Annotated in this window: 18 protein-coding genes; 8 read left to right on the top strand and 10 right to left on the bottom strand. The window is 55.1% G+C overall.

Annotated elements, in window-relative coordinates:
- The first annotated feature begins 15 nt into the window (after window positions 1-15).
- Window positions 16-1,875, top strand: coding sequence for a bifunctional homocysteine S-methyltransferase/methylenetetrahydrofolate reductase (locus KJZ99_08495; protein ID MCL4305940.1), 1,860 nt, complete (start codon window positions 16-18; stop codon window positions 1,873-1,875).
- Here KJZ99_08495 and KJZ99_08490 read toward each other — a convergent pair.
- Window positions 1,872-3,044, bottom strand: coding sequence for an acyl-CoA dehydrogenase family protein (locus KJZ99_08490; protein MCL4305939.1), 1,173 nt, complete (start codon window positions 3,042-3,044; stop codon window positions 1,872-1,874). The genes KJZ99_08495 and KJZ99_08490 overlap by 4 nt on opposite strands.
- A 4-nt stretch (window positions 3,045-3,048) precedes the next feature.
- On the opposite strand from KJZ99_08490, the gene KJZ99_08485 reads away from it, so the two are divergent.
- The 5 genes from KJZ99_08485 to KJZ99_08465 all read left to right on the top strand — a co-directional run bounded on the left by KJZ99_08485 (window position 3,049) and on the right by KJZ99_08465 (window position 9,896).
- Entirely contained in the window at window positions 3,049-3,846 is a 798-nt protein-coding gene (locus KJZ99_08485; protein MCL4305938.1) for a polyphenol oxidase family protein, read from the top strand.
- A 159-nt stretch (window positions 3,847-4,005) separates the two neighbouring features.
- Window positions 4,006-5,304, top strand: a complete 1,299-nt coding sequence (locus KJZ99_08480) for a Glu/Leu/Phe/Val dehydrogenase (protein MCL4305937.1) — start codon at window positions 4,006-4,008, stop codon at window positions 5,302-5,304.
- Window positions 5,305-5,381: 77 nt separating this feature from the next.
- The gene (locus KJZ99_08475) at window positions 5,382-5,981 is read left to right on the top strand and encodes a thiamine diphosphokinase (protein ID MCL4305936.1); all 600 of its coding nucleotides are present in this window, start codon (window positions 5,382-5,384) and stop codon (window positions 5,979-5,981) included.
- Window positions 5,982-6,006: 25 nt separating this feature from the next.
- Complete coding sequence (locus tag KJZ99_08470; GenBank protein ID MCL4305935.1) at window positions 6,007-8,820, top strand: HEAT repeat domain-containing protein; 2,814 nt, start codon at window positions 6,007-6,009, stop codon at window positions 8,818-8,820.
- Window positions 8,821-8,831: 11 nt separating this feature from the next.
- Window positions 8,832-9,896 carry a M42 family metallopeptidase gene (locus tag KJZ99_08465; GenBank protein MCL4305934.1) on the top strand — a complete coding sequence of 355 codons (1,065 nt, stop codon included), beginning with the start codon at window positions 8,832-8,834 and terminating at the stop codon, window positions 9,894-9,896.
- Here KJZ99_08465 and KJZ99_08460 read toward each other — a convergent pair.
- On the bottom strand, window positions 9,893-11,407 hold the full coding sequence (locus KJZ99_08460) for a T9SS type A sorting domain-containing protein (GenBank protein MCL4305933.1): 1,515 nt from the start codon (window positions 11,405-11,407) through the stop codon (window positions 9,893-9,895). The two genes, KJZ99_08465 and KJZ99_08460, sit on opposite strands and share 4 nt — an antisense overlap.
- On the opposite strand from KJZ99_08460, the gene KJZ99_08455 reads away from it, so the two are divergent.
- Window positions 11,399-12,148 (top strand): SDR family oxidoreductase, encoded by a 750-nt coding sequence (locus KJZ99_08455; protein MCL4305932.1) that lies wholly within the window; start codon window positions 11,399-11,401, stop codon window positions 12,146-12,148. The genes KJZ99_08460 and KJZ99_08455 overlap by 9 nt on opposite strands.
- A 314-nt stretch (window positions 12,149-12,462) precedes the next feature.
- Window positions 12,463-17,427, top strand: a complete 4,965-nt coding sequence (locus tag KJZ99_08450; protein MCL4305931.1) for a carboxypeptidase regulatory-like domain-containing protein — start codon at window positions 12,463-12,465, stop codon at window positions 17,425-17,427.
- 422 nt (window positions 17,428-17,849) lie between these two features.
- Here the strand turns inward: KJZ99_08450 and KJZ99_08445 are convergent, their stop codons facing one another.
- The 8 genes from KJZ99_08445 to prfA are packed head-to-tail and all read right to left on the bottom strand — an operon-like array spanning window position 17,850 to window position 25,518.
- Window positions 17,850-18,539: a zinc metallopeptidase gene (locus KJZ99_08445; GenBank protein ID MCL4305930.1), complete on the bottom strand. Its 690-nt coding sequence runs from the start codon at window positions 18,537-18,539 to the stop codon at window positions 17,850-17,852.
- 22 nt (window positions 18,540-18,561) lie between these two features.
- On the bottom strand, window positions 18,562-19,485 hold the full coding sequence (gene fmt, locus KJZ99_08440) for a methionyl-tRNA formyltransferase (protein MCL4305929.1): 924 nt from the start codon (window positions 19,483-19,485) through the stop codon (window positions 18,562-18,564).
- Window positions 19,486-19,487: 2 nt separating this feature from the next.
- Window positions 19,488-20,030: a peptide deformylase gene (gene def / locus KJZ99_08435; protein ID MCL4305928.1), complete on the bottom strand. Its 543-nt coding sequence runs from the start codon at window positions 20,028-20,030 to the stop codon at window positions 19,488-19,490.
- A gap of 29 nt (window positions 20,031-20,059) precedes the next feature.
- Window positions 20,060-20,392, bottom strand: coding sequence for a preprotein translocase subunit YajC (gene yajC / locus KJZ99_08430; GenBank protein MCL4305927.1), 333 nt, complete (start codon window positions 20,390-20,392; stop codon window positions 20,060-20,062).
- 12 nt (window positions 20,393-20,404) lie between these two features.
- On the bottom strand, window positions 20,405-21,523 hold the full coding sequence (gene tgt / locus KJZ99_08425; protein MCL4305926.1) for a tRNA guanosine(34) transglycosylase Tgt: 1,119 nt from the start codon (window positions 21,521-21,523) through the stop codon (window positions 20,405-20,407).
- A 20-nt stretch (window positions 21,524-21,543) separates the two neighbouring features.
- Entirely contained in the window at window positions 21,544-23,559 is a 2,016-nt protein-coding gene (locus tag KJZ99_08420; GenBank protein ID MCL4305925.1) for a thioredoxin domain-containing protein, read from the bottom strand.
- Between the two features lie 28 nt (window positions 23,560-23,587).
- Window positions 23,588-24,445 (bottom strand): peptide chain release factor N(5)-glutamine methyltransferase, encoded by an 858-nt coding sequence (gene prmC, locus KJZ99_08415; GenBank protein MCL4305924.1) that lies wholly within the window; start codon window positions 24,443-24,445, stop codon window positions 23,588-23,590.
- Window positions 24,442-25,518, bottom strand: a complete 1,077-nt coding sequence (gene prfA, locus KJZ99_08410; GenBank protein ID MCL4305923.1) for a peptide chain release factor 1 — start codon at window positions 25,516-25,518, stop codon at window positions 24,442-24,444. Before prfA ends, prmC begins: the two co-directional genes overlap by 4 nt.
- Between the last annotated feature and the right edge of the window lie 241 nt (window positions 25,519-25,759).

Here is a 25,759-nt window from a genome sequence, read left to right as displayed (position 1 = left end):
TAAGTGTGAGTGAAAGTGAGTCAACGTAGAAATCAGGAACTGTTGGAAAGACTGCGGGAAGAGGTCATGATTGTCGATGGAGCGATCGGCACGAGCCTCTACTCGCATGGCTTCTCGCATCGTTCCTGCTTTGACGAACTCAATGAGACTCATCCGCAAATAGTCGAAGAGCTTCACCGTGATTACATCGCGGCCGGCGCACAAGTGATTGAAACAAACACTTTCGGCGCAAACCTGTTCAAGTTGGGCGACCACGGGTTCGCCGAGAAGACGCGCCTGTTGAATCGATTAGGAGCGCAGATTGCCAGACGAGCCGCAGGAGACGCCATTTACGTTGCGGGATCGATCGGACCGTTGGATCGCGTGTTGGAACCGATTGGCCCAGTGACTTTAGAGCAGGCGCATGAGGCGTTCCGCGAGCAGATCATGGGACTGCTCGAAGGCGGAGTCGACTTGTTCATCGTTGAGACGATTTCGAATCTGCTGGAAATGCGCGAGGCGATTGCGGCAATTCGTGAATCCTGCGACCTCCCGATCGTCGCGACCATGACTTTCACAGAAGACGGTAAGACTCTCGTTGGAGATAAGCCTTCGCAAGTCAAGCGCGCCCTAGTTGAGTATGGCGCCGATGTAATTGGAGCAAACTGTTCTGTCGGTCCGCAGCCGATGCTGGATGTCATCGAACGCATGGGGTCCTCGGAAGTCCCGCTCTGCGCACAGCCTAACGCGGGTAATGCGCGGGTTATCGGAGGTCGCTATCTATATCTCGCGTCGCCGCAGTACTTCGCAGAGTACGCCGCAAGATTCGTTGATGCAGGAGTGTCCCTGATTGGCGGGTGCTGTGGTACGACCCCCGAACATATTCGTGCAATTGCCGATGCGGTCAAGGGCCGCAAACCTGGCAAAGCTCATGTTTATGTCAACGGCGATATCACGGAGGAGGATGGACGAGTAAAGGGACCGCATCGCGGATTGCCCTTTTCGGAGTTCAGAGCCAATTTAGGCAAAAGATTTCAAATCTCGGTCGAGATAGACCCTCCGCGTAGCTACGATCCCGGACCGTTCATCCGCCATGCTCAGCGGCTGAAAGCGGCAGGAGTGGACTTGATCAACGTCGCGGACTCTCCGCTTGCTCGCGCCCGTATGAGCGCAGTGGCGATGGCGCACCTGATCCGTCGGGATGCCGGTGTGGATGTCCTGTTGCACGTGTCTTGCCGTGATCGAAACGCAATTGGTCTGCAATCTGAGTTGCTTGGCGCACACACGCTTGGTGTATTGAATATCTTGGCAGTGACCGGCGATCCCACAAATGTTGGCGATTATCCGTTTGCGAAAGGGGTCTTTGAGTTGGACTCCATCGGGCTATCCCGAATGGTTACGCAGCTGAATCACGGAAAGGATTTGACGGGGCGGGACCTTGATGAGCCGACTCATTTTCTGCTCGGTGTGGCCGTGAATCCTACCTCTCCAAAGCTTGATCTCGAATACGATCGATTTAAGCAAAAGATCGATTCAGGAGCACAGTTTGCATTCACTCAGCCGCTCTTTGACCCGCGTACTCTCGACAAGTTCATGAACCGTATCGCTGCATTCGCCAGCATCCCGATCTTTGTCGGAATCATGCCGTTGCGCTCTGCAAAGCACGCCGAGTTTATTCATAACGAAATCCCAGATATGTTTGTCCCCCCGGATATCCGCGAGCGCATGCGCAACGCAGGTACCGAGGGGGCAAAAGTCGGGGTCGAGATTTCTCAACGATTCTTGCTCGACACGAAAGAGATGGTGCAGGGCGCTTACCTCATGCCACCCTTCAATAAGTTTGACATGGCGATCGACGTCATACAGGTATTGGATCGCGAGCCTGTTGCTGACTAAGCGTAGGCGGCGATGCCCGTTAAGTCCTCCCCGATGATCAGGGTGTGGATATCAAACGTTCCTTCGTACGTATTTACCGATTCCAGATTTGCCATGTGGCGGAACGTCTGATACTCGTTTGAAATTCCGTTAGCGCCCAAGATGTCACGGCCCACGCGCGCAATATCCAGTGCCGTCCCGACGTTATTACGCTTCGCCATCGAGACATGCTGAGGACGAAGTTTGCCGGAGGCCTTCAATTGACCAAGGCGGTAGGCAAGAAGTTGGCTCTTGGTAATCTCCGTTGCCATCCAAGCGAGCTTATTCTGAACGAGCTGAAAACTTGCAATTGGTTTGTCGAACTGGATCCGCGACTTGGAGTATTGAAGCGTCTCGTCGAATACTGCCATAGCGGCTCCTACTGCGCCCCAGGCAATTCCATATCGCGCTTGCGTAAGACAGGATAGCGGACCTTTAAGCCCCTGCACTCCGGGCAGGATGTTCTCCTTGGGGACTTCGACATCTTCCAGAATCAAGTCGGACGTAACACTTGCTCTCAGTGAGAACTTGTTCTTGATTTCCGGCGCGGAGAATCCCTTTCGGTCCGTCTCGACGAGAAACCCTCGTATCACGCCGTCCAATTTGGCCCAGACTATCGCGACATCAGAAATTGTCCCGTTGGTTATCCACGCCTTGGTGCCGTTAAGCAGGTAATACGAGCCTTTGTCTTCGGCACGCGTGAGCATTCCCCCCGGATTGGAACCGAAGTCTGCTTCCGTCAAGCCAAAGCAACCGATCTTTTCTCCTGAACCAAGCTTCGGCAGCCAGTAGTCTTTCTGCTGCTCGCTTCCGAAAGCAAATATCGGATACATGACGAGACTCGTCTGCACCGAGACGAATGAGCGCAGCCCCGAATCCCCACGTTCGAGTTCTTGGTTGATGAGGCCGTATGCAATCGGACCGAGATTCGCGCAACCATACTTCTCCGGGTACGGAGCGCCGAGCAGACCAAGCTCACCAGCTGGTTTCACGAGCTCACTGGGAAACCGCCCTTCAATATTGCAGTGCTCGATGATAGGCATCAACTTATCGGTGACAAACTCGCGAACCATGTCGCGCGTCAATCGCTCTTCTTCTGTAAGCAAATCGTCCAAATGATAGTAATCCAGCGCCTGATAGGCCATTTCCATCTCCTTGAGTTCTGAGGTCATAAAAGATACCCAAACCCAGCCAAAAAATCAAACTCAAGGTTGGGCACTCCCTCTTGATTGGATTGGCGTAACTGGTGGAATTTCCGAGACTTCAGACGGAAGTCTCGGGTGGGGCCGAGCAGAGCAAGACGAAATATGTCGTTTGCGGACAGCTTGGGCTCTTCGAGTTGGTCTAAAACCAGAGACTTGTATCACTCTTGAACAGACCCACAGCGCACACGTTCTCCGTGTTGATCAGTCACAAGTTGGTTCTGGCTTTCTGAACCCTGACACCAGAATCCCTGATGCGGACGGAATCATTACTAACGATCCTTCCGTAACACTGATAACCTCTCATGCGGACTGCGCGCCAATTTTCCTCTATGATCCTGCCTCACGCGCCATAGGATTAATACACTCCGGCTGGCGAGGAACGCTTGCCGGAATCGCCGCGCGTGCAGTGTCGTTGATGAAAGATGAACTCGCAGTTTTGCCATCTGACTTGCGCGTTGCCATAGGACCCATGATTGGGACCCGAAACTACGAGGTCGGAAAAGATGTTGCCGGTGATTTTGCGGGCGAGTTCGGTCCCAGCGTGGTTGCCACGTTTAACGGGCGACCTCATCTTGACATCTTTGCGGCAATTGTCATCGACCTCTTGCGTGCGGGTGTCGTGTGCGCTCGCTTCTGCCAACGACCGCCGGACACCTACAACGATCGTCGATGGAGCTCATTTCGTCGGGATGGTCAATTGGCCGGCGGGATGCTCGCCTACTTTCGAATAGAATCAAGAGATATATAACACAAACGACATTCTTTTCACTTTCTACCTGGTCTCCGAACCACAGGAATCGACATGAAGAAGAAAGACACTCCCAAGAAAACCATCGAGAAACCCAAATCAACTGCCAAGAAGAAGGGCCAGACTTACATGGTCAAGTCTGGTCAGGCCTTGCAAGGCATGGATGCTGTCCGCGCCTTTAGTCCCAGAACCGAGGGTCTTCAGCATCAATCTGCGTTCGAAAATGCCATGAAACAATTTGATGAGGCCGCCGCTCTCTTGAATCTCTCTAAGAGCCAGACCGCGATGATCAAGCAACCCCGCAAATGTATCGAAGTTACATTGCCGATCCGGATGGACGATGGCAGAATTGAAACATTCACAGGGTTTCGCGTTCAGCACAATATTGCTCGTGGACCTGCGAAAGGTGGAATACGTTACCATCCTAATGTAAACTTGGACGAAGTAAAGGCACTCGCATTTTGGATGACTTTCAAATGCGCCGTTGCGAATATTCCTATGGGCGGAGGCAAGGGCGGCATTATCGTTGATCCCGCTCAACTATCCAAGGGAGAATTGGAGCGTCTGTCACGCCGCTATTTCGCGGAGCTTGAGGACATGTTCGGCCCTGACCGCGACGTTCCTGCACCGGATGTGAATACGAACCCCCAGATCATGGCGTGGTTCATGGACACGTATTCCATGCACAAACACGACACCATCGGTGCTGTGGTGACGGGGAAGCCGATCGAAATAGGTGGAAGCCGCGGTCGCGTGATGGCGACATCCAAAGGATTGCTGTTCGCGCTGCGCCGTGCAGTTGCGGGACACAGTGAGAAGATGGAAGGGTTGACCGTAGCGGTTCAGGGGTTCGGAAACGTCGGGGGGAACGCCGCTCTGCTCTTGCATCAGGACGGCTGCAAGGTTGTGGCGATCTCTGATCAATATGGGGCGTATCACAATCCCAACGGCATCGACATTACCGAAGCTATGAAGTACGCCGAGAAGCACCACGGTTTGAAGTCTTTCGATTCGACCAAGCTCGCTAAAAAGATGGCGAATCCTGATGATCTTCTCGAACTCGACGTCGATGTTCTTGCACCCTGTGCTTTGGAATTGGTGATCACAAAGAAGAACGCGGCTCGAGTCAAGGCGCGCTACATCGCGGAAGGTGCGAATGGACCGCTCGACTCCGACGCCGATCAAGTGCTGAACAAGAAGGGCACGTTCATCATCCCTGACATCCTCTGCAATGCCGGAGGTGTCATCGTCAGTTACTTTGAGTGGGTGCAGAACCGTATGGGCTACTACTGGCCACTGGAGCAGGTGAATAACGAGCTTGAAGTCGCCATGAACTCCGCGTTTGACGCCGTCTACGACACCTACCTTCAGCATAACTGTTCGATGCGCGTGGCGGCGTTCATGGTCGCAATCAGCAGAGTCTCAATCGCGTCCGAGCTGCGCGGATTGTACGCCTGATCATCGTGCCATTTGCCCGTTGGATTGAAACGATCCTTCCGCAGCAAATAGATGCACTTCTGGTTGCCGGAGGAGCCATGCCGCACGCAAGGCTCCTCCGCACCGCTTTGAAGTGCGCCCGTCGTTTGATTGCAGTTGACGGGGGCCTCAGCCGTTTTCACAAGCTGAGGATCGCTCCGCATGTAGTGATCGGAGACTTGGATAGCGCAACGCTGAAAGATTTGAACTGGGCACGCACCGCAGGCACTCGAATTCAATCTGTGCCGGATCAAAACAGCTCAGATATCGAAAAAGCATTCGCCTATTGTCGTTCGCGGCAATTTCGATCTGTTGTGCTGGCCGGCGTTGACGGCGACAGACCTGACCACTTCCTGCATGCGGTGAGCAAGGCTTTGTCTACTCCGGCGCTGGATATCACCTTTCTATTCTCAAATGCAATCGGCTTGCCGATGCGTGGAAGAGTGTCACGGAAGGTGAATCTGCCGGAGGGTGCCGTGGTGTCGTGGCTCGGATGCCCGCGCGCCGAGCATTGTAGTCTCACCGGTGCTGCATGGCCTTTGACGGACCGCACTCTCGAACTTGGAGCTTATCAGAGCCTTTCGAACAGAGTGGCAAAGCCTCCGCTTAAGTTCAGTCAACAATCCGGAAAGTCCCTCATCGTCATTCCTGTTTTATAATATGAATATCACGCGCGGAACGCACATGGCAATCCACCTCATTCTAATCTCCCTGCTCTCAGCTTCTTTGTCGCTTGCTGCGGAACCGGAACGGCTCATTGACGATGCTTTGCACAGATTCGGATTGGATCGAACAGCATTCGATTCAGATCGCATCTGGGCAAAAGACGACACATTCTTACTCGATCCAATCCGCCACGCACTGTCATCGCCGCTCGCCGCTCGGGAAGTCGCGTTCGTGGCTTCGGGCTTTGCTCCGCGTCAGTTTTCGGACTTTGCAAAATTCCCGGACCTTGCGGCCATGCTCAATGTTCGAGTCCCGCAGGCGGTTTATGCGGACGTTGATTCACAGTTAGTCCACGCGCCTTCAGGTAATCCCCTCGAACCATTGAGCAGCGCTCTGACACTTGCTGAAGGCTACCGCAAACAGGCCTTCGACTCGCTGTCGCCCGACCAGAGGCAGGCGCTCCTGCTCTCAATCCCGCTCTGGTTTGAAGATGAGGATGTCACGGCGGATGACAGCCTGAAAGGATCTCTGTATCGTGCGTTTGGCATTGAAGCGGACACGTCGCAAGATGTCTCTTCCGATAGTGTTTTGACGCTGCTGGCCCGTGTCAATCGCAATGCCTTGTCGGTTGCAGGCTACGCGATGCTCCGCGGAGTGGCGCTGATGGCCGAGAACCCCCCGGATTTCTCTTCCGTAGTTCCTCCCAAAGTAAAACCCTCAGGCGTGGAAGGCGACGTGCTCTTCTATCAGGAGACTCCGCTTGGTCGATGGGTCGTCGGAGGTTCTGGTGCGAATCGCTACACGGAGGAATTCTCCGTGATCATTGACCTCGGTGGAGACGACCAATACCTCGCCCGCTGTGCTTCCGCTGTCGGTGGCATCCGGCACTCGACTTCGGTCGTATTGGACTACTCAGGTAATGACTTTTACGCGCCTGCGGAGTGGCTCTCGCAATCCAGCGCGGTGATGGGATTGTCCGCTCTCGTTGACCTTTCAGGCGATGATACCTATCGCGCCGGCGCCTTCTCACAGTCGGCGTCGTTCTGCGGTGTCTCGCTGCTTTATGATGGCGCTGGCGATGATCTTTACACTGCGGGATGGTTTTCGCAATCTGCCGCTGTCTGCGGAATCTCACTTTTTACAGACGTGCAGGGCCGCGACCTGTATGACGGCGCGGGCTTCGGGCAGGCGTTTGCTTCGACTTATGCGTTCGCGTCCCTCGTGGACGGCGAAGGCAACGATGTGTACCGCGCAGGCGGCCTCATCAAGCACGAACCGCTGCGCCCCGAAGATTACCGCTCGATGTCGCAGGGATTCGCCATGGGTTTTCGTCCGCGTGGCGGCGGAGGGATTGCAGTCCTGCATGATTTCAGCGGAAACGACTTTTATGATGCGGAGATCTATGCGCAAGGTGTCGGCTATTGGTATTCGCTCGGCGCGCTGATTGACGGAAGTGGCAATGATAGCTACAGCGCAACGCAGTACGCGCAAGGGTCAGGAATTCACCTCGCCTGCGGAGTGCTGGAAGACGTATCCGGAGACGACAGGTATACTGCACGCTTCGGGCCAAGTCAAGGCGCTGCGCACGATCTCGCCGTCGGAATCCTCTGCGATGGATCTGGTGATGACTACTACACCGCATCCGGCGGGCAGGGAATGGCCATCACTAACAGCGCGGCCTTATTTGTGGATGTGCAGGGAAATGACCTGTATGCGGTAACCGAACCGACTGCCTCTCAAGGCGGCACTCGACCGGCGCGCAACTTCGGGAATCTTGCGCTGTTTGTGGATGGCGAGGGAAAGGACGTTTACACCAATGACTCAGGTGCCGATTCAACGGTCTGGTTCAGGGATCATTTCGGGTATGGCGTGGACGTGTCCTATGACAGCACGCGCCCGCGTGAAGCGGATGTTACTGTTGACCTCGTACCGTCGGATACGACCCGTCCTTTAGAGGATCTTTTCGAGGATGCCTCGAAGTGGGAAGTCACCGACAACCGCGAAAAAGTCCGTCGTGCGCGCCTTGCGCTTTCCGCGATCGGCATTCGAGCCGTGCGTTGGGTCGGCGAAAACAAACTTACGACGAACAGCGCACTTGAACGTCGTGCAATGACCGAATTGTTCAAGAGTTTTCCCGACAGTTCGCTTCCGTATCTCCGCGCGGCCTTTGAAGGAAAGCATCTCGATGGACGTCGCAATGCAGTGGCAATCGTCAGCGAAATGAAGGCGGCAAGTGCCGGCGCTTGGCTCGAACCCAAACTCGCGGAGGAAAGCTACTCTGAACTCCGTCCATCGATCCTGCGTGCCCTTGGTGAGATCGGCTACATGGCCGCTATTCCGGTTCTGAATGATTTCGCCGACAGCAAATCTGAACGCGAACGGCTCTCTTCTATCGTGGCACTGGGCAAGCTGAGAGACTCGCAGGGCTTCGATGCGATCTTCAAGGCGCTCACTGATTCAGTCTATACGGTACGCAGTGCCGCTGTCTACGCGCTCGCGGAGCAGTCGCCGCAAATTGTGCCCGAACTGCAAAGAGCGGCGTCGGTGACTCGGGATACGGAGTACATAGAACAAATCCTGCTGGCCGTGCCAATGCTCGCGACGCGCTGGAACGGCGACGAAGCTCTTAGGAAGAGTGTGAAGAACCTCGTTCCTTTCGTGCGCATGCATCTGGAGCATCCTGCACCGAATGTGCAGGGCGCCGCGCTCGTGGCAGCAGCGGCGGTCATGGATGCCAAGACATTTGATAAGTTTGAAAAGAAATACGAAACGACCAAAGATCCAATTCTCGCGGCACGCTGGAAGCAGGCCAAGGCCCGCGGCAAGTCATAAAGGCATGAACAATGAGCAAGGACTATTACGTAAATCTGCTTGAGCAACTATCCAACGCGTTTGGGCCGTCAAATTTTGAGGACGACGTACGCGATCTCATCTCCCGCACGATCAAGCCGTGGGTGAAGGAAATTCGTGTGGACGCGCTCGGCAATCTGATTGCCTTCAGGCCGGGTAAGAACGGCAGGCGACTGATGTTGGACGCTCACACCGACGAAATCGGAATTATGGTGCGACATATCGATTCGCATGGTTTCGTCAGATTTGCCGCTATCGGAGGCTGGGACGACCGCATGTTTCCCGGTCATCGCGTGACCTTCAAGTCGCGCAACGGCAGTTTCTATCACGGCATTATCGGTATGACTCCACCGCATGTGCTTCCGCCCGCTCAGCGCGAAAAGGCGATTGTCGCCGAAGATTACTTCGTGGACATCGGTGTGAACTCAGCTGAAGAGGCCGCTGAATTGGGTGCGTCGGTCGGTGACCCGGGCACGTTGGCCTATCCGTTTCAGAAGCTGCGGGACGACATTTATGTAGGCAAAGCTTTTGACGATCGCGTAGGCTGCCTGACGGTCATCGGTCTGCTTAAGGCACTCGCTGATGGTGAAATCAAAACAGACCTCGATGTCTACGCGAACTTTGCAACAAGCGAGGAAGTAGGCCTGCGCGGAGCGGGTCCCGCAGCTTTCGGTATTGACCCGCACGTTGCGGTCGCTTTCGAAGGCACCATCGGTTCCGACTTCCCCGGCGTTCCCGAAGAAAAACGGCCCTGTTCGCAACGCAAAGGGCCGGTCATAACCATCGCCGATAAGTCTGTTCTCGTGCCGCGCCGGATGGTCGATTTGATGACCGACTGTGCGCGCGAAACGAACGTTCCGTATCAATTCAAGATGCCTATCTACGGCGGCACCAACGCCGGCGCCATTCATGGCACGCGCGCAGGGGTATTGGCAGGCTGTATTGCAACCCCCTGCCGCTACATCCACTCACCAAACACGACGCTCTACTGGCCCGACTTCGAACAGACGCTGACTCTTGCCAAGCGCGTCGTCGAGCGTGTTCACGAACTGGCCTAACGTATTAGCAAGACTTTTAGCGGCGCAGAGTTCTCGATTCGTGTGAAATAGAGTCCCGTTGACATTTCGGATAGCGAGAGAGTAAACGAACGAATTCCCGGCGCGAGTGCCACAGGAAAACTCTTCGCCAGTCGCCCGCGAACGTCATAGAAGTCGATAGTAGTCTGCCGCGCTCGCTCGCAGGAAACTATCACGGTCAACGACGAGTTGAACGGATTAGGATAAGCACGCAGCAAAGCAAGTTCTTGAGGAATTGGAGTGGGGGGGACTTCGGTTGCGCGGAAAGTCAATTCCATCTCGACTCGCCCGTTCAGCACAAATTCAACTTCGCCCTCAGAATTGACAACTCTCGCCGGTGTCCCGTCAATGGCAATCGTCCCCGCCGACGGGAATCCGGTCAGTCGAATCGTCGCGCTTTCTGTCAAACTGTCTTCCAGCGACCATACACAGCGCAGCGTGTCGAGCGCTGGCCACGGAAATACGAAGTGAACTGTCAGCTCCTCGACATTCCGCAGCAGCGCAATATCGAGTCGCTTTGTCGCGGAGTCTTTGCGGACATCCCACCTGGCGAATGTATAAGGCTGCTCTCCGAGCGTCACATCGCAATAGTAATATCTTCCGCCCTCATCTGCCGCCAGCGACAAGGTGTCGGGAAAGCGATTTGCACTGTAAGTGGAGAACCAGTGCATGACCGACGTACTCGGCAGAATGTTGAAGCCGTGCCCGAAATAGTCGGCCGGTCCGAAGTGTGATTCCGCGCCGAATCTCCGCAATATCGCATAGTCCAGCGCAGGATAGCCGTAGGCGAACCATTCGAACTCATCGGCACCCCAACTGCTCCAGACAGGAACGGTCAGACAGTTAAAATGCATGGACTCCGTAGTGTCTTCGAAGAACACCGCGCTATACCGATGGTATTCGTAAGCGACAGAGTCGGACTCAAACGGAAAGCCCCCGAATGCCGCACGCATCGAGCGGTTCGTGTCTCCGCTGGCCAAATACTGCTCCTGCCGCAGCTGGCAATCAAGAATCTGCGATCCTCCTGCAGTCGCTGCAATCAGGTAGTCGTCGTAGGCGCAGTTGTTGTTATGCCAAATCTGACCTGCAGCTCCGCCCATGGAGCCGCCGCACATATAGATGGAATCCCGTGAAAACGGGTAGTGCTCTTCCAGCCACTCCAGCATCGCACGACAGTGCAGTTGAGGCAGTCGCGTATTCCAATGCCGGTCGTTTGGTCCCATATGGCTGGCGATAATCCAGCCACGTTCTTCGCATCGTTCGTCATACAGGTGCGCGAATATCTCGTATTCGCTTCCACCAAGCGCGTGCCATCCGACCAGTATCGCCGGCGGACGCGCGGGGTCGTAGTTTGACGGAATCTGCACATAGAACTCACACGTGTCTCCCGCCGCCGTGACGGCGGTGGTATCGAAAGTCACAGGCTGTGCGTGCATAATGCCGGACAGCAGCATCAACAAACCCGCAACAAATAGCATTGCAACATGAACCATGAATTGACCGGAAAAGTCGCTTTGGTGACAGGCGGAAGTCGCGGAATCGGCCGCGGGATAGCTCTGAAGCTTGCGCAGTGCGGCGCGGATGTCGTGATAAACTATCTTGAGCGGGAAGATGCCGCGCGCGAAGTCGTTCAATGGATTGAAGGCCTCGGCAGGCGAGCCCTCGCCGTTCGTGCGGATGTCTCCACTGAAGAGGGCGTTGATAAGCTCTTCGAGGAGATGAGCCAGACTTTTGCACGGCTGGATATTCTTGTGAACAATACCGGGCCGTTCATCGTCAGACCAGTGCTCGAAACGACTGCGGAAGAGTGGGACCTCATGCTGCGCGGAAATCTGCTCAGTGCGGCTTGGGTCACCCAACGCGCGGTACCCATAATAGACCGCTCCGAGAACGGAGGTTCGATCCTGTTTATTGGCTCACCGAACGCCGAGCGCGTGGGATCGCAGCACGTAGCTTGTGCCTATTCCATTGCCAAGACCGGAGTAGTTATCTTGGCGCAAACGCTCGCCCGCGAGCTGGGACCGAAGCGAATCCGCGTAAACGTGGTCAATCCGGGTTTTATCGAAAACGACACGATGACTCCGCGTATGCGGCAATGGATGCCGTCCGAAGTGCCGCTCGGCGAAATCGGCACACCCGCTGACATTGCCAATGCCGCTGCTTACCTGTGCTCGGAGGAAGCCTCCTACGTGACCGGCGCCGTGCTCAATGTGCATGGCGGCCTTTGGATTTAGCACCATAGAATATAATGCCTCTTTTGCAGAGAACCAACCCGGAATAGCACTTGCACTAAGCCCGACTCGACACCCCCGCAGGTCCTTGCGCACCATTCTTTATATTGATAATTAACAATAATCTAAGTCATGGCCGTCACAAAAAGTGGCGGTTTTTCCATGTGACTTGGTTGCAGAATGTGCATTTTCTGCATTTGCAAAGCACGTTGCCAAGTATTCAAGTCTCAAGTAAAACCGTTGCATTCCTGACAAAATCGGTCTATTTTTCACAGTCAGTCCAATCCACCTTTGTTCGTCCGCATTCGGAGGGTCCAATGAATCGCATCTTTGCACGGTTCACGCTTCTCACACTCATATTGGTCAGCGCATCGGTCGCTTTCGCCGCGGCGGAAGGTTCTCCGTATCTGAGCGTTTCGACGCTCGGTCCGGAGTTTACGGCCATTCGCTGGGAGAATGCTGAGTTTGAGGTTCATTCCGCGCTCATCGACGGGCAGCGCTATTCGTCTGTGGACATTCCCGGTGAGCGGATCATAGTGGATGAGGGCTATCCGGCGATTCCGCACGTGACGCGCATTTACCGTATTCCGAATACGGGATCGGTCGAGTTAGTGGTCAATTCAGCCGAGTTCACTGAAGACCGCGATTTCTATCCCGTCCCCGTGCGGCGCGAGGATCAGGTCACGTGGGGCGCGCCACTTAAGACTCCGTCCGTCTACGGCGTGGACGCGTGGTATCCGCCCGCAATTGCAGTGATGAGCGAGCCCGCTATCTTCCGCGACTTTCGGGTTGTCACGGTTACGCTGTATCCGGTTCAGGTTAATCCTGTCACGCGGCAGGTGCGCTACTACGACAATATTTCCGTGGATCTGGTTGCGAATGACACACCTGGGTATAACGAGATTCATCGCACACGCCGGCCGAGTGGTGCGTGGGCATCCATGTATCAGCACTTGATTGAAAATCTCGACGACAGCGCGTTGGACGACGTGGATTACGCGCCGGGAAGTTACGCCATTCTTTGCCGCGATAACTCGACTGGACTTCAGTGGGCTGATTCCTTAGCCAGTTGGCGTCGCCGGCTGGGCTTTACGGTGACCATTGAAGCCCGCAACAACTGGAACTCCGCATCGGTTCGCAGCTTCCTTCAGTCGGCCTACGCGAATTGGAATCCGCCGCTGGAGTATGCCTGCATCATGGGTGACCACGATGGCAATTTCGCGATTCCCACGAACACGGGGCCGAGCGGCAAGTATGATCACTATTTCGCCGATCTTGAAGGCAACGATGACTACGAAGAGATTTCGGTAGGCAGGCTTTCAGCCAACAGTTCGACGGACTTCGCCAAGATTCACAATAAGATCATGCTCTATGAGCGCACGCCGTTCATGGATGACCCGTCGTGGTTTACCCGCGCATTCCTGTATGCCGGAACGGCGAACAACGTCAGCTCGAACGAGATTCTGATGCTTTGGGCGGCGGACATGTTCCGCAACTACACCGGTATTACGAATCCGACGGTCGCGACGCACTCCAACAATGTCAGCAATTCGCTGATTGGCGAGCGTCTGACTGAAGGCGTGACGTATTTCCTCTGGAGAGGAACCGTAGTCGGCGAAATGGACAACAGTGCCGCATCTGCGATGGCGCCGTCTGCCAAATTGCCGGTCGCACTGACAATTACCTGCGGCTCAGGTGACTTTGATCAAGGGCTTGGCCTGAATGAGTCTTGGCTGTTGGCGGGCACGGTGACATCGCCGAAAGGCGGAATCTGCGGAATCGGCACTGCGACGTTCAATACACATGTTCCGTTTAACAACACAGTTGCCGGTGGCTTAGTTTACAATATCGCGAATCTCGGCGTTCGTTACATCGGCCCCGCGCTGTCGGGAGCCAAAGTCGAGCTGTTGCGCTCGTTCCCCGGAAGCGGTTTCGGCGCCCAGTTCGCATGGTGGAACAACTTGATGGGCGATCCTGCGATCTCCATGTGGACGGATATTCCTGTGGTCATGAGCGTTACTTATCCGGGAACGGTTAACGTCGGGGCACGCCGGGTGCGCCCACAGGTCGTCAATGCGGCCACTCAGGCTCCGATTGCGGATGCGCTGGTGGTCATCATCAAGGACGGCGAGACGTTCGCCAGAACCTTTACGGACGCCGGCGGCTTTGCCGATATCCCCGTGACAGTGAATACGCCGGGCACAATGACGTTGACCGTATCGAAGCGCAATCACAAACCGTTTCTTGCCGATATCGCTTGCGTCAACGCCAACGAAATGGTAACTGTGCAGTCTTATAGTGTAGATGACGACGCGCAGGGTGGAACGTCTGGCAATAACGACGGCAATCTGAATCCGGGTGAGACCATTGACCTGAACGTCACACTGCGGAATTTCGGGATCGCCGATACCGCCCGCTCTGTGACGGCAGTCTTGACGTGCGACAATCCGGACGTCACCGTAGTCAACGGTAACGCGACCTATCCCAATATAGCATCCGGTCAGCAGGCGGCTGGCAATCAGCCGTTCCGCATCTCTTTGTCAAATAGCATGCGGCATTTGGAAACGGCTAAGTTAACGTTTCAGGTGACCACATCGAGCGGGACGGCATTCAGCACTGTGGAAGTCACCATTCAAGCTGGAAGTGCGGTTTACGTCAGTTCCACGATTTCTGGTGGGAACAACAACGGACGCCTGGATCCCGGTGAGGTCGCCAATCTGCGCATTACAGTACGCAACGTTGGCGGCTTGGCGATGAACAATGTCTCGGCAACGCTCGTTTCGCGCTACAGTCTGCTTTCGATTACAGACGGCACGGGAACATTCGGCAACATTGCGGTCGGAGGCACGGCCACCAGCGGAGTGACGGATTTTGAAGTGCGCGCAAACTCCGTAACCTATCCCGGAAGTCTGGCGAACATGGTCGTAATTCTCCAGACGCCTGCGGGGTTTGTGGATTCGGTGGGACTTGCAATTCCCATCGGCATCGCGTCGCAAAGCGACCCGACCGGACCGGACGCCTACGGTTATTTTGCCTATGATAACATCGATACGGAATATGAGTTCAGCCGTCCTTACAATTGGACGAACATTGCCGCAATAGGCACGCGATTGACGCGCGCCAGCGCCGACCCGGGTGAGCAGTCACCCAGTGGAATAACCAATTCCGACGCGGTCGCTCTGCCGTTTGATTTCACGTTTTACGGCGAAACGTACGACACTTTGACGATATGCTCAAACGGTTGGGCTGCATTTGGAGATCAGGCTCATTTGGACATGTTCCGAAATTATCCGATCCCGGGGACTCAGGCGCCGGATGCCATGCTCGCACCGTTCTGGGACGATTTGAAGACGAACGGAACCGGCGACGGTGTTTACTATTATTTTGATCAAGCCAACAATCGTTTCATTGTTCAGTGGAATGCAGTCGGAGCTTTTGCGCAGAGTTCACCGATTGATTTTCAGGTGATTCTGCTTGACCCGCAGCACTATCAAACCAACGACGGTAACGGCATCATCATCTTTATGTATGACAACGCGCAGTCGCTCAATCAGGACAACTGGGAGACGGCTGGCGAAACGATCGGGATTCAGGCTCCGCGCAGCCTTGTCGGTTTGCAGCTTCGCTTCGCGCTGCAGAATGCGTCCGGCTCGAACGGCATTGGCAATGACCGTGCAATTACAATTACTACCGATGCGCGCTTTGCCACGGGACAAATTGTCGGAACTGTGATCGATGCGGCGACCGAGTTGCCGCTGGAAGGAGTCGCCATCACGCTGGACGGCGAGGAAGATTACGCGGTGACGAACGCATTGGGTCAATACGTGATGGTGGATGTCGAAATCGGAACCTATACGTTGCGTGCGACGAAATTCGGGTTCAACGACGGCACGTATGAGAACTTCGTCGTCGAGATCGACAGCACAGAGTTGGCGAATTTCAGCTTGACGCATCCCGAAATCGAATTGTCCGTGGGCGAGTTGACGTATCACTTCCCGGGCGATCCGCTCGAGCAGACGTTCATCATTCAGAATGACGGCAACGGACTGCTCGACTTTCATATTCGGACGGAGTATCACGCCGAAAACGGCGAGCGCGGCCTGTGGGCGACGCTTTCGCAGAACAATGTGACACAGGCGACGGGTGACGCGCAGATTCTCGGGTGCGCATTTGACGGGGACCGTTGGGTGGTCAGTGGAGGTTCCGGTCCTACGGGCCCCAATTACTTCTACTATTATGATTTGCAAGGCAATTATACCGGAGCGGTCGAACAGCCCACGACAACGCAGTTTGGATACTACGATTTGGCGTTTGATGGGCAGTATATCTACGGCAGCACGGACGGTTTGCATGAATTGCAGGGAGTGGACCATTCAGGAACGATTCGGGCGACGGTTCCGGTTTCACAGGTCAGTCCGGCGCGCTGCATCGCCTACGATCCGCAATTGGATCAGTTCTGGGTTTCCGATTATAGCACGGCGATCTATTGCATCAATCGCAACGGCGAGCAGATACACCGGTTTGAAAATTCTCTTTATAAGAACGGTCTGGCGTGGTATCCGGAGGATCCGGACGGATACAAGCTGTATGTCTTCCACGTGACCCCGCAAGGTGGGACGCTGGTCAGTAAGATCCATCCGATTACCGGTGCGGTGTCGTTCGTGAGCGAGCTGGTGGACGAGGCGGGTGATCGGGCGGGCGGATGTGACATCACGTCGAACTGGAACAGTATGTTGACAGTATTTGGAGGCATATTCCAGAATTCGCAAGGCGACCGCTTGGAGATGCGGCAACTGAAGTTTGACCGGACGTGGATCGGGATTACGCCGCTGAATCAGTCCGTGCTGCCGCACAGCACGCGCGATGTCTCCGTAACGGTGAATCCGACGAACCTGCGCGATCTCGAATATCGGGTGGACATAATCGTTCAGAACAACTCAACGGACAGTTCGGTTGTCCTGCCGCTGACACTGGTGCGCGCCCTTCCTGCGGAAGAGCCTCCTGTGGCGATGCCGATGGAATTCCAGCTGTATCAGAATTATCCGAATCCGTTCAATCCGTCAACGCAAGTTCGATTTGAATTGCCGGAAGCTGCTCTTACGACATTACGGATCTACAATGTGTTGGGTCAGGAAGTTGCCGCCCCGCTACGCGGAGAGCGATTGACTGCGGGTGTGCACGAGATTGGACTGGACTTTGGCGGGCTGCCGTCGGGAGTGTATCTCTATCGTCTGGAAAGCGGGAGCTTTGTGGAGACGAAGAAGATGGTGTTGATGAAGTAGCGGGAGTTTTGAGGTCTAGGGCGGCGGCTCGGCAACGGGTCGCCGTTTCTTTTTGTGGGGGTGGTGGTGAGGCTTCGGATGTTTTGGGCTGACGATAGTTCGCCAACTTTTGCCTTGTCGGTTACATGGTGCTAATATAATACAATATTTACGAAAAGTCAAGTAGTTTTTGTAAAAATGTTGTAAACATTTGGGCAAATTGAGGTTAGTAAGAGGATATCTGTGCTACAGCCGCAGTCCGCATGGTAGAAGAAGGGTAAGAAAGAGCGGGGGGTGCATATGCCGCCAGTAGGATGACTTACCAATGGCGTTTGAGGGACAGAATCCCTTCAAGGAAGAGCCGATAGAAAAGGGGATATAAAGAAGCGCGTGCTCGGATGAGCACGCGCTTTGTTGAAAGGAAAGCAGCTAAAAGGCGTAGCTTATTCACGGCTGTTGCGCAGGATAATCAGACGAACCATCTGCAGCAGAGCCATCGTCGCGGCGGCGACATAGGTCCAAGCCGCAGCATCGAGCACGCGCTTGGCCCCTTGAACTTCATCGGGCGCCAAGAAGCTGCCGTTACCAAGAATGGCGACGGCACGGCGCGACGCGTCAAACTCGACTGGCAATGTGACCAAATGGAAGAGCACTGCTCCGGCAAAGAAGATGATTCCCAAATCCATCAGCCACGTAAACGCAGGCACGAGCATCCCGATGAAGAAGAGCGGTATGGCTGCCATGCTGCCAATGTTGGCCACAGGCACCAGCGAGGCGCGCCACGTCATTGCCTGGTAGCCGGTCTTGTGCTGAATCGCGTGTCCGACTTCGTGGGCGGCCACCGCAAGAGCAGCCAAACTGGTAGAGCCGTAGATGCCTTCCGAAAGGCGAATCTTGCGCTCACCGGGGTGATAGTGATCCGTCAGCTCACCTGCAACAGGTTCGACGGGCACGTCGTGCAAACCATTCTGATCGAGAATGCGGCGGGCGACCTGCTGACCAGTCATGCCCAAGCGCGACCGAACTTCGCTGAACTTGCGGTAGGTTCCCTTCACCTTGGACTGCGCCCAAAGGGCCAACCCTAAGGCAGGAAGAATCAGAATCATCGTCCAATCAAACATGAACGGGAACATGTGTCTTGTGTGTCTCCAATGGTTAGTAGAAGCAGTCCGGCAACTGCGGGCGTCCGCGCAAATAGTCGGCGACGCTCATTTCACGCTTGCCGGGCGGTTTCACAGTCTTAAACTGAAGCGGTGCGTCCGCTGTTCCCACCCAGATAGCTACTTGATTGTGCTTAACTTGGCCGGGCTGCATGGGGGATACTTCCCCGTCGGCCTCCGCATCAAGCACCTTTACAGAATAATACCCGTATTGTGCCACGGCTCCAGGACTTGGGCTTAGCGCGCGAATCTTGTTGATAATATCTCGTGCAGGCTGGCGGAAATCTAACTGGAAATCCTCAGACTTGAGTTTTCTTGCCGGAGTGGCAAGAGAGTCATCCTGAGGAAGCGGTTCAACCGCCTCACCCGCGTCCAGTTTATCTAACACCTCCACCAGCATGCCTGCGCCCATGATTGAGAGTCGATCATGCAGAGCACCGAAGTTCTCATACGGCTGGACGGGCGTTCGCTGCTGCGCAAGCATTCCACCGCCGTCAATCTCTTCGGTAAGGCGGATGATGGTGACGCCGGTTTCTGTTTCTCCCCTGAGGAGCGTCCACTGAATTGGAGCAGGACCTCGAAACTTCGGGAGAAGACTTGGGTGAACATTCAGCGCTCCCCAGCGTGGCAGCGAGAACATCTCGCGCGGAAGAATGCGGAACGCGACAACGACGAGCGCATCGGGCCGTAACTCACGCAGCGATTCGAGAAAGTCCTTGTCTTTCAGTTTCGCCGGTGATAGAACGCGCAGTGCGCGCTGTTCGGCGAAGCTCTTGACCGGCATCGGTGCGAGTCTGCGCCCACGCCCCTGCGGCTGATCCGGGCTGGTGACTACCGCCACCACGTCATGCCGGCTCACGAGCAATGCTTCGAGCGTCGGCAGCGCGAACTCCGGATTGCCGCAGAAGACGACGCGCAAGGCTACGACTCCTGCGATTCGCGTTCAAGCCGTTTCAATCTGCCGTTCAGTAATCCGCGCCGTATGGGCGAGAGGTGGTCAATAAAAAGCACGCCGTTCAGATGATCAATCTCATGCTGGAGAACCCGAGCAAGCATGCCTGAGGCTTTCAGTGTCTTGTGCTCTCCGGTCAACGTGTCATATTCCATCGTGATGTTCAAAGGCCGAGTCACGGTGTCGCGAATATCGGGGATAGAGAGACACCCTTCTTCAAAGTCCCACGAGTCCGAGGACTCGGTAATCACGGGATTCACGACAGCCATATAGAACTTGTCGTCGCTTTCCTCTTCCGGCACGCCGACCACGAGGAGCCGCACCGAGCGATCCACTTGCGGAGCGGCGAGTCCGATGCCGTCATACTCTTCCATCGTGGCAAACATCTCGCGCGCAAAGGCGCGGAGTTCGTCATCGAACTCCGTAATCACATCCGCACGCCTGCGCAAAGTAGGATGACCGTAAATGATCACCTTATGCGCGGCGGTATTCTCATCGTATGGCTTTTCCATGATTTCGTTGCAGTGTCTGCCGCTTAACTTCAGACAGAGGTAACTCTTGCCACGGCGGATCGGTCCACTTTGACTTTGACGTCATTGGCGATCTTCAGCCACATCGTGCCGTCCTTGTCGTCGATACCGACAATCGTTCCGAAGAGGCCACCCGATGTGACGACTTCGTCGCCGCTCTTGAGTGCGGAAAGCATGGCGGCATGCTGTTTCTGACGCTTCTGCTGGGGGCGGATCATCAGGAAATACATTACGACAATAATCAGCGCGAAGGGCAGCAGAGTTCCAATCATGCTGGGGGGCTGCTGCGCGCCGTCGGCTTGCAGCAGAGTGAAGAAGACAGGGGAGAGGGAGAATTCAGGCATTTTGCCTCCGGTTTAGGAATCTCTTTGTTCAATTTGCGGCAGCACGCGATTCATCCACGGAGAGAAGTCGCCGGCCTCGAGATGTACGCGGATTTGCCGCATCAGGTCTTGATAAAAGTGGACATTGTGCAAAGAAATGAGCCTGAGGCTCAACATTTCATCGCACACAAATAGATGACGAAGGTAGGCACGGTCGAAAGTCGTGCACGTATAACAGGAACATTGCTCATCGAGCGGCAGAAATTCCTGCTTGTGGCGTGCAGTTTTGACGATCACACGCCCGTTCCACGTGAACGCACAGCCGTTACGTCCGTTTCTTGTGGGTAGAACACAATCGAAGAAGTCAATGCCCCACGACACGCAGCGCAGCAGATCTTCGGGAAATCCCACGCCCATCAGATAGCGCGGCTTGTGATTCGGCAGCAGCTCGGTCGTGAACGGAACGAGATCGTGAAAAACGCTCTTCGGCTCGCCGACTGCCATGCCGCCAATAGCATATCCGGGGAAATCCAGATCAAGAAGGGCCGCAGCGGACTCTTTGCGCAAGTCGGGATAGGTCGAGCCTTGCACAATGCCCCAGAGGTTCTGCCGATGTTCATACAGAAGTGGCTGCTCGGCTTCGGCAACCAGCGCTTGCTTTGCCCACTGAACGGTCAGCCGATTCCATTCGTCCGCCTGTCCATGCGAGCACGGATAGGGTGGACACAGATCGAGCACCATCATGATGTCGCTGCCGATGTGCCGTTGAATGTTCACGACCGATTCGGGAGTGAACTCATGATAGCTGCCGTCCAAATGGGACTGGAAGCGCACACCGTCACTGTGCACTTTACGAATTTCAGCGAGCGAGAAGACTTGAAATCCGCCGGAGTCCGTGAGGATCGGCCGTTCCCAGCGCATGAATTTGTGCAACCCGCCCGCCTGCTTCAGAATGTCGAGTCCGGGACGGAGATAGAGATGATAGCTGTTTGCGAGAATCGCCTGCACATTGGCTTCAACGAGTTCGCGCGGCGAAATCGTCTTGACGACGCCGAGCGTACCGACGGGGAAGAAGTGCGGAGTCTGAATCTCGCCGTGTTCAGTTGACAATACGGCTCTGCGTGCGCCGCTTCCGGAGGCATCCTCGAGCAATACGCGGAACGGGTGCCGCGTTAGTTCTGCCACGGCCTGCTCATCTTCTTCAGGACAGCCGACACGTCGTTCGTAGGAGATTCGCACACGAAGTTGTGACAAAGATAAATCGTCGGTACGCCGTTAGCGAGAGTCTTGCCTGCCAGAAGTCCGGCCAATGGATGCCCCTCAGCAAGCCTTGCGCCAAAGTCGTCAAATACGTGGATCACCTGACGATTGTGAGTCGGAAGGCTCAAGAAGTCGGTGTGCTTACCTCGAGGATAGACAACAACCACTTGTTCCGGCGGGAACATCAGCCACTCGGCAGTCAAGAGCGCCTGCGAGAAGACGGTTGGCATTTGCTCGAGATAGGATAGTTGCGCGTTGATTTGTCTCTCCGCCCGCTCTCTGAAGCGCTCTTCACCGGTAAGATAGAAGAGCTTGATGAAAAGATTTCCGGAGAGTGAATTCCCAGAAGGGAGAGCGCTGTCATAGATGTCCAGCGGTCTGACGCCGGCGACACTTTCCTCGCTCATGTAGTAGAGCCCGTCGCCTTTTGCAAAGCGGCGTTCAATTTCGTCGGCAAGCCGGTAAGCACCATCGAACCAGCGCAGTTCACCGGTAGCACAGAACAGATCGAGCAAACCGTTGCCGAGCGCGGCGTAGTCCAACAGGAGTTGCACGCGTAACTCGCGCTCACCCAAGAACGAATGGACTAATTCACCGTCGCGCTCAAACGGTGTCAGAAATCGATGCGCCGTTGCGCTGACCGTCTCAAGAGATTTCGCTTGCCGCACCGCCGACGAAATCATCAATCCGTTCCAGTCGCAAAGGGCTTTGTCGTCGCGTGCGGGCGGAGTCCGCAAACTTCTCCTCTGGCGCAAGAGCTCGTGCGCTCTCATCGTCCACTCGTCCTCCGTCTGTACCAAATTGTCCAGACGCACCTTGGCGGCCAATTGATTCGGAATAGACTTGCCTTCAAAATTGCCGCTGCTTGTGATGTCGAACTGTTGGCAGTAAATGTCGGCAGCGTCCCCGAGGACATCCGCAACTTCGTCGGGCGTCCAAAGATAATAGGTTCCTTCTTTGCCATCAGAATCTGCGTCGAGGGACGAGGCAAAACCACCTTCAGAAAGCCACATCACGTCGCTGACCCACGCATAAGTTCGACTTGCGACCAGCTCGAAATCCCGGCGAGACAGCAAGTGAGCAGCATCTGCATAGACGTTCAGCAGCAGCGCATTGTCATAGAGCATTTTTTCAAAGTGCGGGACGAGCCATTTCTCGTCTGTGGAGTAGCGATGGAAACCGCCGCCGATCTGATCGAAAATGCCGCCGCGAGCCATATTGTCGAGCGTGAACTCGACCATGTGTTTGGCTGAACCGTCACCAGTTCGAGCGAAGTATCGCAAAAGCATCGCAAGCTCCATCGCATGCGGAAACTTCGGCGCGCGTGAGAAACCACCGTAATCGGAGTCGAAAGTCCGTTTGGACTCACGCACTGCCTTATCAAAGAGCTCAGGAGTGAGTTTGCCCTGCGAGGGCGGCGGTGTAACTACTGCGTGGATTGCGTCGTGCAGGGCTACGGCAGAAACGGCAACGGATTCATGCTCGGTCTTCCACGCATCCATCACACCGCGCAATACATCCACGAATCCGGGGCGGCCATATCGTGCTTCCAGCGGCCAATAGGTTCCTGCGTAAAATGGCTTGCGGTCCGGAGTCAAAAAGATTGACAGGGGCCAGCCGCCTGAGCCGGTCATCCGCTGTAAAGCCTGCATATAGTGATGATCAATGTCGGGCCGCTCTTCACGATCCACCTTGATTGAGATGAAGTGTTCGTTCAAGAGCGCGGCGATCTCGTCATTCTCGAAAGACTCGTGAGCCATCACATGACACCAATGGCAAGCCGCATAGCCAATTGAGAGGAACACCGGTTTGTTTTCGATGCGCGCCTTCTCAAACGCCTTATCGCCCCACGGCAACCAGTCGACAGGATTGTGCGCATGCTGGAGGAGATATGGACTGGCTTCGTGAATGAGAGCGTTGGTATGCACGGTTATCGTCGCGAAACAGGAAAGCAGGTTAGCGATTGCCGATGAGGAATCGCTCTTTCCCCTGCATATCTCGGTGAATCGTCAGCGAGCCAAGCAAAGGCTGGAACAACTCGCGGATTCGCGAAGCTTGGTCAAACCCAAACTCCAAACCAAGAGTTCCTTTGGTTTTAAGCAGAGTTGGCAGCAACTCCGCTATCCGCACATAGCATTCAAGGCCCGTCGGACCGCTGACCAGCGCGGGTTTGCGCTCAAAGTCGCGCACTTCCGGCTGCAGGGCCTGCCACTCATCCTCACGAACATACGGCGGATTTGAAACAACGACGTCAAATGGGCCATTGCAGATGCTCGAAAATCTCTCGTCAAAAAGATCCGCATGGATAGTCGAGACGTTTCCGGCTACCCCGTTATTCAGTGCATTGGCCATCGTTTGTCTCAGCGCATCGGCATCCACATCGACAGCAGTAACCGTTGCAGACTTGGTCCCAGCGGCAAGCGCGACCGAAATACAGCCGGAACCGCATCCGATGTCCAACACAGTTGCTTCCTGAGGGATCTGCTTTTGCAGTTCAGCCACCAACTCTTCAGTCTCTGGACGCGGGATCAACAGGCCCGGAAAGAGCGAGATATTCGCGCCGCAGAATTCGACTTGGCCGAGAATATACTGGAGCGGTTCGCGTCTGGCACGCCTGCGAATCAACTCGCGCAACGAAGAAAGCTCAGGATCTCTTAGCGGTCTGTCGTGCTGGACGTACAATTCGATGCGCGGAACATTAAGAGCTTTTGCGAAAAGGGCCTCCGCATTTCGGCGCGGAGACTCGATACCCTTCGACTTGAAGAATTCACCGGTCGCTGTCAAGAGGTCGATGAGCCTGCGGCTCTCGCTCATACGAGACTTTCGGCGGATCGGCTGAGTTTCTCTGCGCGATCAGCGAGACGCAAGCCTTCGATCAACTCGCCGATGTCGCCGTCCATCACTCGATCAAGTTTATAGAGTGTCAAGTTGATCCGGTGGTCTGTCACGCGGTTTTGCGGATAGTTATAGGTGCGAATCTTCTCAGAGCGGTCGCCGCTGCCAATCATGCTCTTGCGCTCCGCGGAGAGTTTGGCTGATTCCTCTTCCCGCTTGATTGCCAGTAATCGAGTCATCAGTACTTTCATGGCTTTCGCGCGATTCTTAATTTGCGATCGTTCGTCCTGAATGGCGACAACGAGGCCGGTGGGCAAGTGTGTTATGCGTACTGCGGAGTCCGTCGTGTTGACGTGCTGACCGCCAGCTCCCGAGGAGCGATAGACATCTATCTTCAGTTCACTAGGCTTGATTTCCAAGTCAGTCTCGACAGCCTCGGGCAAAACCGCGACTGAGGCTGCGGAGGTGTGAATCCTTCCTTGGGACTCGGTGACCGGCACGCGCTGAACACGATGCACACCGCTCTCCCACTTCAAGAAACCGTAGACTTCATTACCACGGATCTCGACCACAACTTCCTTGATGCCGCCTGCCTCCGCTTCACTCATGGACGCAATATCGAACTTCCAGCCCCGCGTTTCGCAGTAACGCGTGTACATCCGGAAGAGATCCCCTGCGAAGAGTGCAGCTTCCTCTCCGCCGGTTCCTGCGCGAATTTCAAGTATGGCATTGCGTTCATCGGCGGGGTCACGCGGAAGCAGCAAAGCGCGCAGCTCATCTTCGGTCTGAGTAAGCTGCTGTTCGAGAGAGTCGAGCTCTGCTTCGGCCAATGAGCGCATATCGGCGTCGCTGCCGCGGGATAGCTCGCGCGCGCCAGAAATCTCATCAACGAGTCTAAGATACTCGCGGCCCTTTTCCACAATGGGAGCGAGTTCTTTTGCCTCTTTCAATAGTGGAGTGGACGCAGTTTGAGAGCTGGCTATCAAAGGGTCAGCCAGTCTTGCTTCAATCTCATCGACTCGGCGAAGGATATTTTTAATTTTATCAATCATTTAACGTGAAATTGGACGGACAATGTCCCGTTGCGGAACCTTAAATGTAAGCAACTTGCAGGCATCAAACAAGTAACAGGATTTTGCTCCGGTGTGCCGCAGATTTGAAGCTTGGGAGGGTCATCATGCCTCTTGGAAGTGCCTCAAAATTATCAACATGTGTGAATAAGTCCTGCAAAACCTTACTTTCATTGAGTATAACAACTTCAACAAAAAATTTCAGAAATCTTGGAGGTAGTTG

This window comes from bacterium (genome assembly GCA_023382385.1).
Lineage (GTDB): Bacteria > Electryoneota > RPQS01 > RPQS01 > RPQS01 > JABWCQ01.
This window is presented reverse-complemented; position numbering and strand designations above follow the sequence as displayed.

Coding starts and splice junctions, on each gene's coding strand:
- KJZ99_08465 (MCL4305934.1), top strand. CDS start 8,832: ATGAGCAAGGACTATTACGTAAATCTGCTTGAGCAACTATCCAACGCG.
- prfA (MCL4305923.1), bottom strand. CDS start 25,518: ATGATTGATAAAATTAAAAATATCCTTCGCCGAGTCGATGAGATTGAA.
- KJZ99_08480 (MCL4305937.1), top strand. CDS start 4,006: ATGGATGCTGTCCGCGCCTTTAGTCCCAGAACCGAGGGTCTTCAGCAT.
- KJZ99_08455 (MCL4305932.1), top strand. CDS start 11,399: ATGAACCATGAATTGACCGGAAAAGTCGCTTTGGTGACAGGCGGAAGT.
- KJZ99_08445 (MCL4305930.1), bottom strand. CDS start 18,539: ATGTTCCCGTTCATGTTTGATTGGACGATGATTCTGATTCTTCCTGCC.
- KJZ99_08450 (MCL4305931.1), top strand. CDS start 12,463: ATGAATCGCATCTTTGCACGGTTCACGCTTCTCACACTCATATTGGTC.
- def (MCL4305928.1), bottom strand. CDS start 20,030: ATGGAAAAGCCATACGATGAGAATACCGCCGCGCATAAGGTGATCATT.
- KJZ99_08470 (MCL4305935.1), top strand. CDS start 6,007: ATGGCAATCCACCTCATTCTAATCTCCCTGCTCTCAGCTTCTTTGTCG.
- prmC (MCL4305924.1), bottom strand. CDS start 24,445: ATGAGCGAGAGCCGCAGGCTCATCGACCTCTTGACAGCGACCGGTGAA.
- KJZ99_08460 (MCL4305933.1), bottom strand. CDS start 11,407: ATGGTTCATGTTGCAATGCTATTTGTTGCGGGTTTGTTGATGCTGCTG.
- KJZ99_08475 (MCL4305936.1), top strand. CDS start 5,382: ATGCCGCACGCAAGGCTCCTCCGCACCGCTTTGAAGTGCGCCCGTCGT.
- yajC (MCL4305927.1), bottom strand. CDS start 20,392: ATGCCTGAATTCTCCCTCTCCCCTGTCTTCTTCACTCTGCTGCAAGCC.
- KJZ99_08490 (MCL4305939.1), bottom strand. CDS start 3,044: ATGGAAATGGCCTATCAGGCGCTGGATTACTATCATTTGGACGATTTG.